This window comes from Mycobacterium sp. B14F4, assembly GCF_039871645.1.
Classification (GTDB): Bacteria; Actinomycetota; Actinomycetes; order Mycobacteriales; family Mycobacteriaceae; genus Mycobacterium.
The window spans coordinates 149,011-165,263 of sequence record NZ_JBDPMF010000008.1; the positions used below are offsets into that span (position 1 = coordinate 149,011).

A 16,253-nucleotide genomic window follows, 5' to 3' on the forward strand; every position below is an offset into this window, starting at 1 on the left:
GCGTGCAAGCACGCCCGGCGTCTTCGATCGGTTCGATCAGCGTTTGCTGTACTGAGGCGCCTTGCGCGCCTTCTTCAGGCCGTACTTCTTGCGCTCGATGGCCCGCGGGTCGCGGGTCAGGAAGCCAGCCTTCTTCAGCGCCGGACGGTCCTCCGGCTGCACCAGGATCAGCGCCCGCGCAATGGCCAGTCGCAGCGCGCCGGCCTGGCCGGACGGGCCGCCACCGTCGAGGTGGGCGTAGATGTCGAAGCTCTCCAGCCGGTCGACGGTGACCAGCGGAGCCTTGATCAACTGCTGGTGCACCTTGTTCGGGAAGTAGGCCTCAAGACTGCGGCCATCGAGGTTGAACTGGCCGGTGCCGGGAACCAGGCGTACCCGGACGACGGCCTCCTTGCGGCGGCCGACGGTCTGAATGGGACGGTCGAGGAAGACCGGCTCACGCGGAGCCGCTTCGGCGGCGGCGTCGGTCACGGCTTCAGTGGTGTCAACGGTCTCGGTCACTGGGCCACCTGCTTGATCTCGTACGGAATCGGCTGCTGAGCGGTGTGCGGATGCTCCGGCCCCACGTAGACGCGCAGCTTCTTCTGAATCTGACGGCCGAGCTTGGTGTGCGGAATCATGCCCAGGATCGCCCGCTCGACGACCCGGTCCGCGTGCTTTTCCATCTCGTCGCCGAGCGACCGCTTACGCAGACCGCCGGGATAACCCGAGTGGCGGTAGGCGAACTTCTTCTGCAGCTTGTCGCCGCCGATGGCGACCTTGTCTGCGTTGATGACGATGACGAAGTCGCCACCGTCGACGTTGGGGGTGAATGTCGGCTTGTGCTTGCCGCGCAGCAGGTTGGCTGCCGCCACGGCGAGCCGGCCGAGCACCACGTCGGTGGCGTCGATGACGTACCACGAACGCGTGGTGTCACCCGCCTTCGGCGTGTATGTAGGCACAGTGCTACCTCTCCTGTATCGGGTTGGATCCCGGTGACCCGGGTGCCGGTCAGGCGTTTGCGGCGGATGGTTCCCGGCGACCGACGTTGACCCGAGGACCCGTGCATACCGCACGCCAACGAGGCAGCTTACCCGTCGGCGTCATCGCAGGTCAAAACGCCTTCACCCGGACATCCTCACGGGTCGGGGGATGGACCACGACCGGGATGGCATCGGCTGCGAGTCGTAGCCACAATGGCGGGCGTGGCGGAGACGGCATTCGAACTCGACGTGGCCGAACTCCGTGAGGTCGCCCGGTATGCCGCGGCCTGCGCGCGGACCGCGCTGCCGATCTTCGTAGCCGAATTCCCCGGCGATCGGCGGCCGTGCGCCGCGGTCGACGCCGCACAGCAGTTCGCAGACGGAGCGGGACGCACCAAGCTGCTCCGGGACGCGGCGTGGGCGGCGATGCGGGCGGCGCAGGAGGCGCGTGACGGAGGACGGCCCGCAGCGAGCGACGCTGCTCGTGCGGCTGTCGGCGCGGCCAGCGCCGCCTATCTGCACCCCTTGGCGAAAGCAACCCAGGTGAAGCACATCCTTGGGTCGGCAGCGCACGCCGCGCGGGCGTTCCAACTCGCCGCCGGTGGCGATCCGTCCGTGGCGGACGAACACCTGGCTCGATTCCGCGACGCCGCGGGTGCCGTCGTGGTGGACGTCCCTGAAGCGCTACCCGCCGGCTCCGCCAGGCGGCGGGCGGGGCGGTGAACTGCTACGAGATTTGGACACCTCCCTCCGGAGTGAGTAGGCCCTGCGCCACCGCGGCCGCCTCTCCCACGACCACGGTGGCGCAGAACCATCCGGTGCGGATTGTCCAGCTCCCCTCCGAACGGGCCGCACAGGTCCCCGCGCGGCTATCCGCCCCAAGCACTCGCCGCGCTGCGGTCGGTGGCGGCGACGTCGTCCGCGCCGTCGCGAACCGCGTTGCCCAGGTTGACCAGGATCTCGTTGAGGGCGGTCGCCGCCTGCTCCCACCGCTGCTGCTCGACGCGGTACGCCTCGGCCGCGTCCCGCGTCCAGACCTGCTGCAGCGGCGCGATCTCGGCCCGCAGTTCGTCGAGCGCACCGTTGAACCGGGCGGACGTCGCGTGGATCTCCTGACGCACCGTGTACTCGATCTCGTCGAAGTTGTACGACAGCACATGGTCCATAGCGAACTCCTCTACAGATGGTTGGCGACCGCACCGATCCGGTGCGAATGGCTATCGGCGGCTTCGTGAAGCGTCTGCTGATTGAGTCGGATCGTCTCGGCGATCCGACCGAGTGCCGCATGGAGTTTCAGCGATTCGCCGTTCCACCGGTCGACGACGTCGCGGAAGCGCGTCGCTGCGGCACCGCCCCATACCGATGGCGGTACCGCGCTCATCCGGCCGATGAACGACTGCAGCATCGCGCGGATTTCCTCGTTGAGGGCATCGGTCCTGCTCGCGACGGACGTCATCAGGTCGAAGTCGGTATTCAGGGATCCGCCTGTCGTCATGGGTGTCCTTTCTGATCGGTTATGACTGTTTCGACGCACCCGGTACCCGTTCGGTTCCACCGAACTCCTACGGCGTCGCGTGAGCGGATCCGACGGCCTGATCGCATACGTCCCGAACCAGGTCCTCGCGTGCCGGGGGACTCTGGCAGCCGATCGCGATGCGCACACTTCCGTCGACGAGCACCGTCCACGCGACATGCCGGTTCCGGCGCACCTCGCGGTACGTCACGGCAGGTCGGCCGGCCCGGACGCCGGACGCCTCGAAGCCGACGAAGACGTCGTCCGACTCGCCGGCCAGCGCCGCCCTCAGCGACTCGCCAGTCGTCACCAGATCGCCTTGTGCGCCGCCGACCGACTGAGTGAGGTGCAGGGCGACATCGCCGTCCGATGGTGAATCAAGCTGCAGCCGAGCCGATCCCGGACCGGTGGTGACCCGGTGCACCGGCCACCCCGCGGGCACCACGACCGCGATGCGGCCTTCGACCAGCAGGCGACTCGCCCCTTCCTGCTCGGCGCCGCCGCGCAGCGCGAACCCGGCGCACACCGCCACGGCGGCCACCACACCCGCCAGCGCCGACGCCCTCCGCAGGTGCCCGACGGAGCATCCGCGCTCGTCGGTGGCGATCGCCTCAGAAACCGATGAGGACGCGGCCCGTCGGACCGCAGCCTCGTCGGCCCACGTGACCGCGACGCCGTCTGGACGCAGCCGGTCGGCGATCGCCCTGCCCAGCGCGGCGGCCCCGTCCACGCCCGCCGGCGCATCGATCAGCACCGCCGTCGAAACGCCAACGGCGGCTTGCACCTTGGCCGCTACCGCGCCGGTGTCGCCGAGTATCGGAACGACGGCGCCTGGCCCGTCGCCCGTCACGACGATCAGCTCGGCGGCGATCTCCACGACCACCGTGCCGTGCCGAGACGCATTCTGACCGAGCAACGGACCCCGCCGCAGCACCTCGACATCCGCGACGTCGGGCACCAGCCTCCGCGCGGCCGTCCGCACGCGTTCGATACGAGAGGCAGGCCACCACGTCGGGCAGACGAGAACGACCGCATCGGCATCGCGACCCACCGCTGCCCGCATCACTCCGGTCCACAGGACCTCGACCGAGACCGGCCGCTCGCCGAGCAGCCCGAGACCGTCGTCGATGTATTCGATTGCAGCGCCGACCAAATCGTCGGGAGCCCGCTGAGGTCCTCGCACCGCCGCGGGCCCGACCTCGACGACGGCAGCGCTCACGGAGGCTCCGTCCAGCCGATCTGGACAAGCTGTTCGCCGCGGCTTCGGGTGGTGAGCGTGCCGCGCCCGGGAGGTTGCGGCGACGGCCGGACCGAACCGAGGAGCACACCCTCCTCCGGGCTCGCGCTCATCATCAGACCCATGCAGCCGACCTCCCGCATGCGGGCCAGAACCGGGTCGAACATCGCTCTCGCCGCGCCCCCGGATCGCCGGGCAACGACCACGTGCAGCCCGAGATCCGCTGCGTGCGGCAGGAAGTCGGCCAGCGGTGTCAGCGGGTTACCCGTCGATGCGGCGACCAGGTCGTAGTCGTCGATGACGAGAAAGATCGCGGGCCCCGACCACCACGATCTGTCGCGCAGCTGCCGTTGCGTCACGTCCTCGCCGGGCAAGCGGGCCCGGAGTCGGTCGAGCACCTTCTCCAGCCTGGACGTCAGGGCGGCCGGGGATGCGGCGTAACCCGAGAGGTGCTCGGACTCGACGACCCCGAGTAGCGCGCGGCGGAAGTCGACGATCTCGAGCTGCACCTGATCCGCGCTCGCGGTGCGGATGACCTCCCGGCACAGCAGCCGCAGCAGTGCCGACTTACCGCATCCGGACTCGCCGAGCACCAGCAAGTGCGGCTGCTCGGCGAAATCCGCGACGACGGGGCGCAAGTCGTGTTCCCCCAGGCCGAGAACGACGTCGGTCGGTGAGCGCTCGGACCCCTCTTCGCGGAGGAGGTCGCGGTGATGCACGACGCTGGGCAGCAACTCGACTTGTGGGGCACGGGCATCCGGCCAACGCTCGAGTAATCGCTCGACGGTCGCGCCGATCGCCTCCGTCAGACCCGTCGCGGAGCTTTCGCCGTCCCATCGCGGCAGGGCTATCACCATCTCCCGCCCGTCGGCCGTGATGCCCCGGCCCGGCGGGGAGCTCCCGAGCGTGCGGGCACGACGGCGGTCCATCTCGGATTCGGCCGGATCGCCCAGGCGCAGTTCGATGCGCGTGGCGATCTGGTCCTTGACCGCAGGCCGCAGCTCCGCCCAGCGCGAAGCGGTGAGTACCACGTGCACCCCGAAGGACAGGCCCTGCGCGGCGATCGCGCTGATCGGCCCCTCGAGCGGCTCGAATTCCTGTCGCACGGCGGCCCAGCCATCCACGACGAGGAACACGTCACCGTAGGGGTCGGCGGCCGCGCAGTCGGTCGTGGCGCGCTGCGCGCGGTATTCGGTCATCGAGTCGATCCCCGACCGGCGGAAGTGCTCCTCGCGTGACCGCATCAACGATGCCATGACGGCAACGGTGCGACGGCACAGATCCGCGTCGTGCCTGCCGGCCACCGATCCGACATGTGGCATCGGACGCATCCCGGCCAAAGTGCCCCCGCCGAAGTCGAGGCAGTAGAAGCTCACCTCGGCCGGACCGTGAGTTTCGGCGAGCGCGAGCATCAGCGTGCGCAGGGTCGTCGACTTGCCCGATCGGGGCGCTCCCACGATCGCAACATTGCCTCCGGCCCCACCCAACTGCGCCGACAGCACACCGCGTCGCTGCTCGAATGGGCTGTCCACCAGTCCGATCGGGACGCTCAGCGCCGGGCCGCCGGTTTCCAGCATGTCGAGCGTGGGTGACGCGTCCAGTGGCGGCAACCATATCCGGTGTGCAGCGTCGCCCCGGCCGGCCACCCGGTCCACCACCGCCTCGAGCACGGTGAGCGCGCCGACGTCGCGTTCCTGACGCCGGTGATCTTGTTCCCGCACAGCCGCGGCGGTGAAGACGCGCGGCGCCGCCGGCTCTGCCGCGTCGTCCTGCGGAGGCCGGCAGGGCTCCGACACGAAGGCGGTCTGGAACCGGATCAGGTCACCGGCCGCGGTCTTCAGCAATGCGGCGCCGGGAGTGTTGGGCAACTGATGGGCGTCGGGCACACCCAACACAGATCGGGATTCGCTGGGCGAGAACGTTTTCAGGCAGATGCGATACGACAGGTGAGTGTCCAGGCCGCGCAGCCGCCCCTCGTCCAGCCGCTGACTCGCCAACAACAGGTGGATGCCCAGCGAGCGGCCCACCCGGCCGATCGCCACGAACAACTCGGCGAAGTCCGGGTTCTGGCTGAGCAGCTCGGAGAACTCGTCGACGATGACGACCAAGGCGGGCAGCGGGCCGAGCGCCTCGCCGCGCGCTCGCGCGCGGTGGTAGTCGTCGGTGTTGGCGAATCCGCCTGCCGCCCGGAGCACTTCCTGACGGCGATGGAGTTCACCGGCGAGCGCATCGCTCATCCTGGCGACGAGGTGCGCCTCGTCCGCGAGGTTGGTGATCACCGCGGCGACATGGCGGGCGCGCTCCAGGCCCAGGAAGGTCGCACCTCCCTTGAAATCGACCAGCACGAGGTTGAGGACATCCGGTGGATGGCAGGTGATCAAGCCCAGCACGAGCGTCCGCAGAAACTCCGACTTTCCGGATCCCGTCGCGCCGACGCACAGGCCATGCGGGCCGATACCCCCGTGGGCCGCCTCGTTGATGTCGATCGTCACCGGCGATCCGTCCTCTGCGACGCCGATCGGCACCGGCTTGATCCGCGGCGACCGCACGCCCCAGAGTCTTTCGGTCGCGAGGGCGTGCGGATCGGCCATGTCCATCAGATCGAGCCAGTCCCGCGCGGTCGGTGAACGACGCCGATCGCTCGTCGCCGCACCGAGCACGTAGCGTGACAGCCGGCGGGCACACACCGTCGCCTGCACCTGCGTCAGCGCATCGGGGCGGCCGGACATGTAGCCGGCCGAATCGCGCACGGTCATCCCGTCCGCGTCGAGAGTCACCGAGACCGGATTCGTGTTCTCGCACAACGTCGGCGCCACCTCGATCACGGTGATGCGCTCGGAGGCCGCGCCCGCCCCGGCGTCTCCCGGCCTACCGCCGTCGAGGATCACCACGGGGTGCCGAGAACCGGTGCCGAGCGCCGTCACCGCCGCCTCGACGGTGTCGAAGACCAGCCGCACGGGCCCGACCGCGTCCACCTGGTGCGAATCCTGATGTTGGGGCAGCCATTTCAGCCAGTCCCACGGCTCCCGATACGCGGAATCCACAACGGCGGCAATCGCCACCTGGTCGGGACCGTGCCACACGGCCAGCTGACACACCATCGCCCGAACCATCGCCCGGGCGGTCTCCCGGTCACCGTGGATCGTCAGCAGGGGGATCTCCCGTAGCGGCAGGGCGACCGGCAGTCCGTCCACGGCAGACCGCCGACCGACCAGGGTGCGCATGGCCGAGGTGGTGACGGGGTCGGCGTCCTCGTCCGGATTCGCGTCGGGCGCGGCGAGCGGTGTGCACAAGCCGAGCGAGCCGACCCCGATCCGAACTCGCAGACAGTCTGAATCACCCGGTCTGCGCTCCCACATCCGCCGGTCACCCACCAGCGCCCACAGGAGTTCGGGGCCGGGATGGCTCCAGCGCTGCGACCGCCGTTGCGCATCGACCGCCGCGGCCAGCGCATCGTCGAGCGAATCGAGGTACCGCAGGTAGTTCCGCCGACTCGCATCGATCTCGGCCGATCGCGCGGCGCCGCCGCGCGCACCGTAGACGACCGACCCGAGCGCCGACATCGCCATCATGACCGGAAAGAACATGAACATCGGGCTGCGCTTCGACGCCACACCCGTGGTGAAGTACACCGCCATCATCCCCACGCACGCGACGAGCATGACCAGTGGCAGCAGCCGCGCCACCGCGTTCCCGGCAGCGGGCTTCGGTAGCGCCGGCGGCGCCTTCACCGCGACCTCGCCGGTGGTGACCGGCGGCACCGGCAGCCTCTGCTCGCGATCGAACTCCATCACTGATCGGACGCGGCGGGGCGTCGTTCGGTTCCATCCACAGGCCGCTCGATTGCCGCACAACACCGTCCGCACACCGGTTTACGGTGAGTACCTCGCACGTCATCGGGGGGTTGCGATGCCAGACACACTCTGTCGGGTGGCGGTTCACCACGACGGGAGGACCGTCGATCTCGCGCTGCCGAGCACTGTCGATCTCGCCCAGCTCCTGCCGTCCATCGTCGACATCGTTCGCGACGATCACGATGCCGTGGAAGGCCGGTGGCGGCTGCATCGCATCGGCGACCGCCCTCTCGACGAATCTTTGACCTTGCGACAGAACGTGGTTCACGACGGTGAACTGCTGTGGCTCACCACCGACGACCCGCCGACCTTCCGGTGGACCGAGCGAGACCCCTGCCATGTCGTCGCGAAGGCTGCCGCCGACCGCGATCCGGCACCGGCCGTCTTCGTCGCCGCCGGCATGATCACGGCGAGCGTCGGCGCAGCGGCCCTCCTGTGGTCGGCCCGCGCGACCGGCGATGCACGCTGGCTCGTCGGCGCCACTCTGAGCGCCGCCGGCCTCGTCGCAGCGGTGGCGGCGCGGCGCACACCGCATGCGCTGCCGATCGTGTCAGCGTGCGGCCTGATCGCGGTGTTGTTCGCCGCCGTCTCGGGCGCGATCGCCGTCCCGGCGGGTCCGGTCGCCGCGCACCTCCTGCTCGCCTCCGCGGCGGCGTGCGCGGTGTCGGCACTGCTGCTCCGGCTGACCAGCTGCGGCGCAACCACTTTGACCGCGCTGGTCCCGCTCACACTGCTCGTCGCGACCGCCTCGATGGCCGGCGTCATGTGGAGTCTGCGGCCTGCGGCGGTCGGTGCGTCGCTGGCGACGCTGTCGCTCGCCGCCGTCGGCGCCGCGCCACGAATGGCGATCGCGATCGCCAGGGTCGGCCCCACCGCCGACGATGCTTCGGCGCCGGATGTCGACGAACGGCGCGCGGCGCTCGCCCACACCACCCTGACGGGAATGGTGTCCGGTTCAGCGATCGCGGCGGCCGTCGGCGCGGTGCTCGTCGCGTACGGGCAGGCAACCGGCCGTTCATCACCGCTGCCCGCGGTGGCCTTCACCGCCCTGGTCGGTGTCGCGCTGACGCTGCGGGCGCGCACCCACCCCGATCCGGTGCGACGCGGCGTGCTCATCGTCTCTGGTTCGCTCGGCGTGGCAACGGCTTTCGCCGTCGGCGCAATGTCGGCGCCGCAGGCCGCGCACTGGTTCAGCATCCCGGCCGTGGCCGCCGCCGCGGGTACGCTGACTCCTCTGCTCGGCCTGACCTTCGGGCCGGTGGCGCACCGGATGGCCGACGTCACCGAGTATGTGACGCTGGCGGTCACCGTCCCGCTCGCCTGCTGGGTCGGCGGCGTGTACGGCCTCGTTCGGGATGCGGCGCTGCTGTGAGGATCAACGCCTGCCGGACCGCGCGTGCTTGCGCAGCTGCGTGCGCGGCCTTCGCCCCCGTGCTCATCGCGCCGGATGCCGCCGCGGTAACGCCACCTGCGGTGGATGATTCGGCATTGCCCGCGCCGAGTCCCCCGGCGCCGCCGCGACCCACCGAACAAGCCGACCCGTGTATCGCCCCGGGGGCACCCGGTGGTGTCGGCGGTCAACTCGCCGACATGGATCTGCCGTCGGTCTGGGCGCTGACCCGCGGGGCCGGTCAGACCGTCGCGGTGATCGACACCGGCGTCACCCGTCACCGTCTGCTGCCGCATCTCATCCCGGGCGGTGATTACGTGTCGGGCGCAGACGGCACCGACGACTGCGACGGACACGGCACCATCGTGGCCGGGATCGTCGGCGCCTCACCGGAAGGTGATCGAGAACGTGAGTTCAGCGGTGTCGCACCGGAGGCGAGGCTGATCGGGATCCGGCAGTCCAGCAACAAGTTCCGGGCATCCGACGATCCCGGGGGAGTCGGCGGCTTCGGTGACGTCGACACTCTCGCGCGCGCGGTCCGGTCCGCGGCCGACATGGGTGCCACCGTCGTCAACATCTCCACCGTCGCATGTGTGCCCGCAGACTCGGCCATGGACGACCGGGCGCTCGGCGCCGCACTCGCGTACGCGGTCGACGTCAAGAACGTTGTCGTCGTGGCCGCGGCCGGCAACGTGGGCACTCCCGGCCAGTGCCCGGACCAGAATCCGGCCGCCGACCCCGCCCGGTCCGGTCGCCCGGACTGGTCCGTCGTCAACGTGGTGGTGAGCCCGGCCTGGTACGACGACTACGTGTTGACCGTGGGTTCGGTCGGGTCCGACGGGGCACCGTCGGCGTTCAGCCTGGCCGGCCCGTGGGTCGATGTGGCCGCACCTGGTGAAGAGGTTCTCTCGTTGGACCCCGACGGTGAGGGGTTGATCGACACGATGCCGACGGCGTCCGGTGAAAAGCCGATCGCCGGAACGAGTTACGCCGCTCCCGTCGTCTCCGGTGTCGTCGCGCTGTTGCGGTCACGGTCACCGCAGCTGACGGCTCGTCAGGTGATGCAGCGCATCGAGGACACCGCCCGTCACCCGGCCGGCGGTTGGGATCCGGTCGTCGGCCACGGTGTGGTCGACGTGCTCGCGGCGGTGACCGGCAGCGCTGTGCCGCGGCACAGCGCCGACGGCGACCGGCCGTCGACGGTGTCGCGTCCCGCCCCGGGCAGGCAGGACCCCCGGCCCGCCCGACTGGCCGTCCAGGGGGCGCTCCTCTGCCTCGCCGGCTCGGTCGTCACCTTGACGACGCTGTCCGCGAGGCGGTTACGGCGTTGAGACGGTGTCGCGCGCGACCGACGCTGCGGCGACACTCAACTCCGGCCCCCGCGGCAGACGCGCAAGCACCGGCCACGGAGCAGGCACCGGGGCGCCAAGGCCCAGTCGCTTGCCCGCGTCCTCGTCGTGAACGCCGAACGCGACACCGGCGTCACTGACGAGGTACAGCGGCCCGGTCAGCGCACCGTCGCCGCTCACCCCGCAAGCCCGGACATACGCGCTGCGGCCATCGGGGAAGACGACGGAGTCGATCTGCGGGCCCGCCGCGTCGGCCTGCGCCAGCGTGCGTGGCTCACCCGGCGGGAGGGCGTTCGCCGCGACCACCGCGCTCCAGACCCGTCCCGCGTCCGCCGACCATCCCCACTGCGCACACACCACCGGTGCGTCGGTGGCGCCGCCCCGCTCGGGATGGCCGCGAACGGGAAGGTGGTCCACGACGGGCACGGCGCCGACGGCCCCCGGCGCCACGGCGGCGATCTCGCGCCGGCCATGCGACTGGGTGAACCGGATGAGGTCGGCAGTCACCGCACCGATCCGCTGCACTCCGTCGGCGAGAACGACGAACAATTCGGACGACTGTGCACGGGGCACCCGGATCACCGTGCCCACCGGGAACCCGTGCAACACCGACGGCCCCGCGGCACCGGCATGGGGAATCCGGGGAGCGGCGATCTCGGGGGCCTCGGGGAGGGCGTCGAGCAGCGCGTGCGAAACAGGCCGCGGCGCAACACCGTCCAGCTTGAGTGCCCTCACCACGGCGGGGATGCGCAGGTCCACCTTCGCGCGCCGGCCGTCATAGAGCAGATATGTCGACGGGTCGCTTCCGTCGCGCGCGGTGACCAGCGCGCTCTGGTACGCCGCCGGCGGCCCGGCCGGGGTGCCGGCCATCAGCGTGGTCGTCGACGTGGCGTCCTCGCAGACCGTCCACCCGGATTCTTTCGCAGTCAACGGGTTTCCGATGGCATCGGGTGCACCGGGGATGCCGAGCATCGCGCCTCGGGGTGCGTCGTTCACCGCCGATTGACCGATCAGTTCCGGTGCGGCGGCGGTCCCGGTCACCAGCCGTGCCGACGCCAGGTTGTGCACCGGATGCACGGTGTCGCCGATGCGCACGTACATCGCTCCGGAGTCACGCACCATCATGATCGGCGACTCGCCGAGGCTGCCGCGCGGTTGAAAAACCGCGAGCACGGCGCATGCGCCGATCGCGATCACAGCGAGTACGCAGCCGGCAGTCAGGGAAAGTGACTGCGAGCGCAGCGGATCGTCGAGCATGCGCACGTCGCCACGGACCAACGCATGCGCCATCCGCCGGATGAGAAACCGCTGTCCGCTGACCTCAAGTCCGACGTTCGATCGCCCCGTCATTGCTCTCCCCCGCAGGCCAGCCTAAGGGCCGCTGGGACACGCCGACACCACTTCTTCGCGCGGCTGGACTCGAAACCGCCTCGACTGCGCGAAATTGCGCATCCTCCGCGCGGCGGCCGTCGGCTCATTACGATGTTGACGTTCGCGGTTGAAGGGTGAGGCCGGGTATGCAGTTCGCTTTGCGATTTGCGTGCCGTCCGAGGGGCGCACGCCATGGTGCGTAGTGGACCGTGACCTCGCCCGTGCTCGACCTCGACGGTCGCGTGGCCGACCGCCGGGACGAGTTCGACGAGCTTCGCAGCGCCGTCGAGACGGCCGAACGCGTCGGCGGCAGCTGTGTGCTGGTCAGCGGCGTGCCGGGGGTGGGCAAGACCACTCTCATGCAGGCCTTCGGCACCGAGGTCTCCGACCGCGAGTGCGTATTCGCCTACGGGCGATACCGCGACGGTGTCGTGGCACCGTATTCCGCGTTGGGCGATGCGCTCGGCGCGCTGGTCCGCACGATGGAGGCCACCTCCGTAGCCGAGCGTGACCGGTGGCGAGCGGATCTCGGCGGCGGGACGTCGACGCTCACCGGCGTGCTCGGCGACCTGGTGCCGGATCTGGCGCAGGTGTCCGACGGCGTACCACAGCCGGCCGATCTGGAGGCATCGGATGCCCGACGCCGGCTGCAGCGGGCCGCCATCCGCCTGCTCTCCGCGACCGCGAGCTACCGGCCCGTCGTCCTGGCGATCGACGACCTGCAGTGGGCAGACCGGGATTCGCTGTCGTTGCTCTCGGAACTACTCACGGTGTCGGTCCGCAACGTGCTCATCCTCGGAGCGCACCGTGCCGGTGAATTCGAGCCCACGACAGCAGGTTTCGACTCGGACAGTGTGCGGCGCATCGACCTCGGCCCGCTGCCTCGCGACGATCTCGAGGAGCTGCTGGCGGAGGTGTGTGGCCGCGGCCTGGAGCTCAGCGACGTCGCCGCCGAATTCCACCACCGGACCGGTGGCAACCCCCTTCAGGTCCGTCAGCTACTTCACCGCGCGCAGCAGGAAGGCGCCCTCGTTCCCGTCGGCGCGGGCGGCCGTCCGACCTGGGACCTGCGCGTCCTGGCCTCGATCGAGGTCAGCGCGACCGCCGCCGAATTCCTCGGCGACTACCTCGACAAGTTGCGACCGGCGGACCTCGAGGTGCTGAGCGCACTGGCCTGTATCGGCGGCGAGTTCGATCTCGCCGACGCCTCCGCCGCGGCCGGCCGGGCGCCCGACGTCGTGGCCCAGGCCCTGTGGGCCGGACAGGAGTTCCGGTTGATCGACGCCGTCGACTCCCGTGGCCAGCGGATACACAATGCGATCAGCCGCGACGCGCGGTACCGGTTCAGCCACGACCGCCTCGCCGAGGTCGCCAGGGACCGACTCCCGCCAGACGAGCAGAGGGCCGTTCACCTCCGGCTCGGCCGGCACATCGTCGAGCGGGGCGACGACCGGCTGTTCGAGGCCGCACGGCATATCGGGTTCGGCGGTCTCGAGGTGCTCGACGAGGAGCGCATGCGCTTCGTCGACGTGCTGCACCGCGCGGCGGGCAAGGCCCGCGCCCAGGCCTCCTTCCCGCTGGCCCTGGAGTGCTGCCAGCGCGGTCTGCACCTGCTCGGTGCGCAGCGGTGGGCGGCACACCCTGCGCTGACCCGCGAGCTGCAACTCGACGCCGCGGACGCCGCGCTGGCGGTCGGCGACGTGGCGACGTTGCACTCGCTGCTCGACGAGGCCGGCGAGCATCTGGACGATCCCGCCGACCGCGCCCGGTTGGCCTACCTCCGGCTCAAGGGCCGATTCACGGAGAACCACCTCCAGGAGGCGATGGACACCGGCCTGCACGCGCTCGCCGACCTGGGCGAGCCGCTGCCGCGCGACGCCGGCAAGCCGCGGATGGCCAACGCCCTGGTGCGCATGAAGTTGACGACGCGCCGCTGGAGCAGCGACCGGCTGCTGGCGCTGCCGTTATGCGAGGACCGGCGCGTCACCGAGATGCAACGGATCCTCGCTGAGATGCGCAGCTTGTCGTATCTGGTGCGGCCCAACCTGTTTCCCGTCATCGTGCGCAAGCAGCTCGACCTCACCTTCGCCCACGGCCACAGCCCCAACTCGCCGACGGTGCTGGCCGGTTACGGACTGTTGCTGGCGATGACCGGGGACACCGCAGGCAGCCAGCGATTCGGCGAGGCCGCCCTGGAGCTGACCGAGCGCCCGGAGTTCCGGGAGGCCCGGCCCGAGACGCTGTTCATGTACCTCAACTTCATCCGGCACTGGCGTCACCCGATCCGCGACGGCCTCAACCAGTTGCCCGATGCGATCGCCGAGGCGCTGGACCACGGCGACCAGGAGTACGGCGGCTTCCTCTGTGCGGTTCTGCTCGCCCAGTCGTTCTGGGTCGGCCGTCCCCTTGCCGAGATCGACGCGATCGCACAGGATCTGGTTCCCGAGATCCGGTCTCAACCGGTGCCGAGCACACTCTGCCAGGCCCTTCAGCAGTTGAGCCTGAACTTGATGGGCCGCAGTGAGGATCCGTTCCTGCTGGCCGGCGAGAGCGGGTACGACGAACGGGAGGCACTGCCCGCGGCGCGCCGCGAGGGCGACGAAGTGGCGCTGAGCGTGGCCGCGAATGTCAAACAGGGCCTGTACTTCTGGGGTGGTGACTACGCGGGCGCGCTGGGCGCCACCGAGGATGCACTCGCCCATATCGGCGGGATGGCGGGCACGGCGGTGGAGCAGCTGGTGCACATGATCAGCGCGCTGAGTGCGCTTCATGTCGCCCCGGGCGAGCGCTCGACACAGCAGATGGTCCGGCGCGCGATTCGGCTGCACCGCAAGTGGGCGGCAGGCGCGCCCGCCAACTACGAGGCTCCGTGCGCACTGCTCGAAGGAGCGTCGGAACGGGCCCGCAAGCGGTACGCGAAGGCCGAGGGGCACCTGGAGCGGGCCATCGAACTCGCAGAACAGCACCACCTTCCGTTGATCGGCGCCCTCGCGTACGAGGAGGCGGCGACCCTCCACGCCGAGACGGGTCGTGCGCGGCTCCACCGCGAGATGCTCCGGTCGGCCTATCAACGCTTCTCGGCCCAGGGCATGACACTGCGCACGGCCAGGATGGCCCGCGAGCATCCGTGGCTGCTCAGCCCCACCCTCGTGCAGGCGGGCTCGGCCGGCCTCGACTCGGTGGCAGCCCACCACATCATCCGCGCCCTGTCGGCCGCCAGGACACCGGACGGTCTGGCGAGCATCGTGCTCGGCGCGGTCGCGGACACCACCGGCGCGAACCGGGTCCTGGGGCTGACCGGCGACGGGCAGCAGCTCTCGATCCGGGCCGTCCACGAGCGCGGTGAGACGAAGAGCGTGGACGGCCCGTGGACGGAGGTGCGCTACGACCGTGAGATCGTGCGACGCGTCGTCGACACCGGAGCTCCCCTGATGGTCACCAACATCGCGAGCCTGCCGACCCTGGCCGTCCCAATCAAGGTGCAGGACAGGATAATCGGCGTGATCTATGCCGAACATCAGCAGCCGAACGCCCACTTCACCGCCGAGCACGAGGACGCGGTGGCCTTCCTGTGCGCCCAGGCGGCGGCGCCACTGTGGAACTTCCAGCTCGAGGCGCAACTGCGCGCCGCCGACGAATACCGGCGCTCGTTGATGGACGTGCAGTCGCGGTTCGTGCCGAACGAACTGCTGCGCATTCTCGACATCGACGACCTCCGCCGAGTCCGCAGCGGCTACCGCGTCGAACGGGTGATGACGGTGCTCATCTCCGACATCCGCGGCTACACAACCATGCTCGAGGACATGAACGTCTCCGAGGCAAGCAATCTCGCGATGGGATTCCTGCGGGCGGTCGAAGTGCCGATCATCTCCTGCAACGGCATGATCCAGGATGTCCGGGGCGACGAGATCGTCGCGGTCTTCGAATCGGAGTCCGACGCCGTCCGGGCCGGGCTCGCCATGATGCGCTCGTTGCGGGACCACAACCTCGACCGGCTCGCGCACGGCTCCCAGGAGTTGCAGGCCGGGATCGGCATCAACACCGGACCGGTGGGCGTCGGGCTCGTCGGCGGAGTCAACCGGATGGTGCTCACCATCATCGGTGATGCGGTCAACCTGGCGGCGCGCATCGAGAGCATCACCAAGCGCTACGGCTCGGCCCTGCTCATCTCGGACAAGACCTACCGGGGGCTGTCGAGCCCGGACGAGTTCGACGTCCGCAGGATGGAGCGCGTCATGGTGGTCAACCGGCGCAAGCCGGTCACCATCTACGAGGTCTTCGACGAGGATCCGGAGCCGCTGCGGGTGGCCAAGCGAGCCGCGCAGCCGGCCTTCGACACGGCGTTCGCGTTGTTCGACGCGGGCGACGTCGACGGCGCCCGCGCCGCCTTCGAACGATGCCGCGAACTGCTGGCCGACGACCCGGTCGCCTCGCTGCACCTTGCGCATTGTGACGCCGTCGTCCGGGGCGAGATGTCTCCAGGTCAAGAGGTCGCGCTTCGGCAGAAGTAGTAGTGCCAACCGCCACCAAACGGTGATCTTGTCTGCCATCATCGGGGTACAAGTCGAGGGGGGTCT

At 70.1% G+C, this 16,253-nt stretch carries 11 protein-coding genes; 4 read left to right on the forward strand and 7 right to left on the reverse strand.

Translation table 11 applies throughout. The features are described from left to right. Window positions 1–36: 36 nt before the first annotated feature. Both rpsI and rplM read right to left on the reverse strand, forming a co-directional pair. Window positions 37–471, reverse strand: coding sequence for a 30S ribosomal protein S9 (rpsI, locus tag ABGB19_RS21140; RefSeq protein ID WP_347688045.1), 435 nt, complete (start codon window positions 469–471; stop codon window positions 37–39). A 26-nt stretch (window positions 472–497) separates the two neighbouring features. Next, entirely contained in the window at window positions 498–941 is a 444-nt protein-coding gene (rplM, locus tag ABGB19_RS21145; protein ID WP_347687950.1) for a 50S ribosomal protein L13, read from the reverse strand. Between the two features lie 243 nt (window positions 942–1,184). Between rplM and ABGB19_RS21150 the strand changes: the two genes are divergently transcribed. Beyond that, window positions 1,185–1,685 (forward strand): putative immunity protein, encoded by a 501-nt coding sequence (locus ABGB19_RS21150; RefSeq protein ID WP_347687951.1) that lies wholly within the window; start codon window positions 1,185–1,187, stop codon window positions 1,683–1,685. Window positions 1,686–1,831: 146 nt separating this feature from the next. Here ABGB19_RS21150 and ABGB19_RS21155 read toward each other — a convergent pair whose 3' ends face one another. From ABGB19_RS21155 to eccCa, 4 genes are all read right to left on the reverse strand, one after another. After that, the gene (locus tag ABGB19_RS21155; RefSeq protein WP_347687952.1) at window positions 1,832–2,128 is read right to left on the reverse strand and encodes a WXG100 family type VII secretion target; all 297 of its coding nucleotides are present in this window, start codon (window positions 2,126–2,128) and stop codon (window positions 1,832–1,834) included. An 11-nt stretch (window positions 2,129–2,139) separates the two neighbouring features. Next, window positions 2,140–2,457: a WXG100 family type VII secretion target gene (locus ABGB19_RS21160; protein WP_347687953.1), complete on the reverse strand. Its 318-nt coding sequence runs from the start codon at window positions 2,455–2,457 to the stop codon at window positions 2,140–2,142. 67 nt (window positions 2,458–2,524) lie between these two features. Beyond that, window positions 2,525–3,694 carry a type VII secretion-associated protein gene (locus ABGB19_RS21165; protein WP_347687954.1) on the reverse strand — a complete coding sequence of 390 codons (1,170 nt, stop codon included), beginning with the start codon at window positions 3,692–3,694 and terminating at the stop codon, window positions 2,525–2,527. Then, the gene (gene eccCa / locus ABGB19_RS21170; protein ID WP_347687955.1) at window positions 3,691–7,503 is read right to left on the reverse strand and encodes a type VII secretion protein EccCa; all 3,813 of its coding nucleotides are present in this window, start codon (window positions 7,501–7,503) and stop codon (window positions 3,691–3,693) included. Before eccCa ends, ABGB19_RS21165 begins: the two co-directional genes overlap by 4 nt. Window positions 7,504–7,642: 139 nt before the next feature. Between eccCa and eccD the strand changes: the two genes are divergently transcribed. Both eccD and mycP read left to right on the forward strand, forming a co-directional pair. Further along, entirely contained in the window at window positions 7,643–8,938 is a 1,296-nt protein-coding gene (gene eccD / locus ABGB19_RS21175) for a type VII secretion integral membrane protein EccD (protein WP_347687956.1), read from the forward strand. 59 nt (window positions 8,939–8,997) lie between these two features. Then, on the forward strand, window positions 8,998–10,287 hold the full coding sequence (gene mycP / locus ABGB19_RS21180) for a type VII secretion-associated serine protease mycosin (RefSeq protein ID WP_347687957.1): 1,290 nt from the start codon (window positions 8,998–9,000) through the stop codon (window positions 10,285–10,287). Here mycP and eccB read toward each other — a convergent pair. After that, window positions 10,276–11,655, reverse strand: coding sequence for a type VII secretion protein EccB (gene eccB / locus ABGB19_RS21185; protein WP_347687958.1), 1,380 nt, complete (start codon window positions 11,653–11,655; stop codon window positions 10,276–10,278). The two genes, mycP and eccB, sit on opposite strands and share 12 nt — an antisense overlap. A 242-nt stretch (window positions 11,656–11,897) precedes the next feature. On the opposite strand from eccB, the gene ABGB19_RS21190 reads away from it, so the two are divergent. Beyond that, window positions 11,898–16,187, forward strand: a complete 4,290-nt coding sequence (locus ABGB19_RS21190) for an AAA family ATPase (RefSeq protein ID WP_347688046.1) — start codon at window positions 11,898–11,900, stop codon at window positions 16,185–16,187. Window positions 16,188–16,253: the final 66 nt, after the last annotated feature.

Bases quoted from the DNA above. Each gene is read 5' to 3' on its own strand.
- ABGB19_RS21155 (WP_347687952.1), bottom strand. From the start codon at position 2,128: ATGGACCATGTGCTGTCGTACAACTTCGACGAGATCGAGTACACGGTG.
- ABGB19_RS21160 (WP_347687953.1), bottom strand. From the start codon at position 2,457: ATGACGACAGGCGGATCCCTGAATACCGACTTCGACCTGATGACGTCC.
- eccCa (WP_347687955.1), bottom strand. From the start codon at position 7,503: ATGGAGTTCGATCGCGAGCAGAGGCTGCCGGTGCCGCCGGTCACCACC.
- eccB (WP_347687958.1), bottom strand. From the start codon at position 11,655: ATGACGGGGCGATCGAACGTCGGACTTGAGGTCAGCGGACAGCGGTTT.